This window comes from Endozoicomonas sp. SESOKO3 (assembly GCF_024606255.1).
The window spans coordinates 1-1,579 of sequence record NZ_JAHHPR010000312.1 but is presented as its reverse complement, the minus strand read 5'-3'; the positions used below and the strand labels follow the sequence as shown (position 1 = coordinate 1,579).

1 protein-coding gene is annotated in these 1,579 nt (G+C 48.4%); it reads left to right on the top strand.

The genetic code is table 11. From position 1 onward, the window contains the following. Positions 1–146 precede the first annotated feature (146 nt). Positions 147–1,579, top strand: a 1,433-nt coding sequence (locus tag KDK18_RS05485; RefSeq protein WP_257253775.1) for a hypothetical protein, incomplete at its 3' end; no start/stop codon positions are given.

Sequence of the window (1,579 nt, the reverse complement as noted above, 5' to 3'; positions counted from 1 at the left end):
CACGGGATGATTTGTCTCCCCCTGAAGGCACATTTTGTCAGGTCGCCAGCGGTTTCCAATGGCTCACGGATCAAAATGCCCGCCTATTGTCGTTTTTTGCCTCCGGGGGTGGACTGGATTGTCTGGCAAACCCCATAAAATTAAGCATGTCGCCACAACGATCAAAACGACTGGCTGAGACGAGGGATAACGTAAGTCGGCTAATTCATGGTGCTGAAGCACTGTTGAAGGGTTATCGGGCCTTTTTGCTGCTGGCGGGCGACAACAGTCCACCCAAGGTCAAGCGATTGCTGAAAGAATTACCGCAACTGAACAACCGGTTCGAGTTGCTGAAAAAGACTATCCGATCCCATTCAAAGAGTATCATTCTGCCCATACAAGCCTCAGAAGACGGGCTGCTATCCCGGGGAATGTTTCGTTCGTGGATGGCAGGCTGCCATCAGCTGCAATCCTGTCTTCAGGCTCTCAACCCTGAGAGGGCTGAGAAGGTGCAGAGTGTCCATGAGCTGATTTTTGCCTTGCATCAGCGTTTTGTAGAGGCATTGGCACCGGTCACTCTGGCTTCGCGTCAGGGCAGGATCTTCACGAAAAAGGACATCACCTATGTTGATTGTACGACTCCGGGTGTGTTGGGTGAAAAGTCACCGCTATTGAGGCCGTCTGGCAAAGAATACATGGAAGATTTAGGGCTTTCAGGGATTGTAATCAGTATGGATGAAGCCTCGATTGTTAACCTGAATCTTGGAAGTCATGTGGGCCTTATAGAGCTACTTGAACACGCGGAGGGGGGTAAAGGACGAACCTTGCGGCTGACATTTTCTGACAAATTTGATCGACCTGGTGACGATGGTAAATCCGGTAAGTTAAGGCGTATGTGGTTTCTGGGGCAATTATTGAAAGAGATCAAACTGGATAAAAATACCGATAACATGAAGCTGGGTTGTAACGCCGTAGCAGGTGAAATGACCGTCGAATGCTCCCGAATGACCTCACCGAAAATCATGCAGGATGCCTTTGAAAAACTGATCAAGGTGTTACGTGCTATGTACAATCTGGATCGTCAGTTTGGGAACAAGCCCATTTTTGAAGGAGGTCAGTGGGACTTTAACTTGCTTGCACAACGCCTTAATCGTGACGTTGCGACAGAAGCGGATAGATTTGCCTTTCAACATTGCCTTTTCTTAATGTCTTATCGGAGTGGAGGGGGGTGGTACACTTCTGCCGCTTGTCGCAGCTTATTAAGCAAACACCACCAACAGTTTGTTCGTCATGCCCGGCGGTTAGGTGAGTGTCAGTGGTCAGTGTTTCTTCGGGAAAAACCGGAAGACAGTCTGCGGGAAATGTTAATGAGTGATGCGATCAGTGAGGACACCCGCAGGGAGCTCTTACATCATTTTTTATTATTAAATCCTAAAAGCGCTACCAGATTGGTTGAGCAGGTGTATGGCCTGGGAAATCAATGCTTTGTTATCAATCCATCTTACCGTTACCGATTGGAGTTTTATGCGCCACCGGGCCCATCATTTGGGGATCATAAAGAAAAGGTCATGAATGCCCTGCGCAAGCATGGGCTGGAATA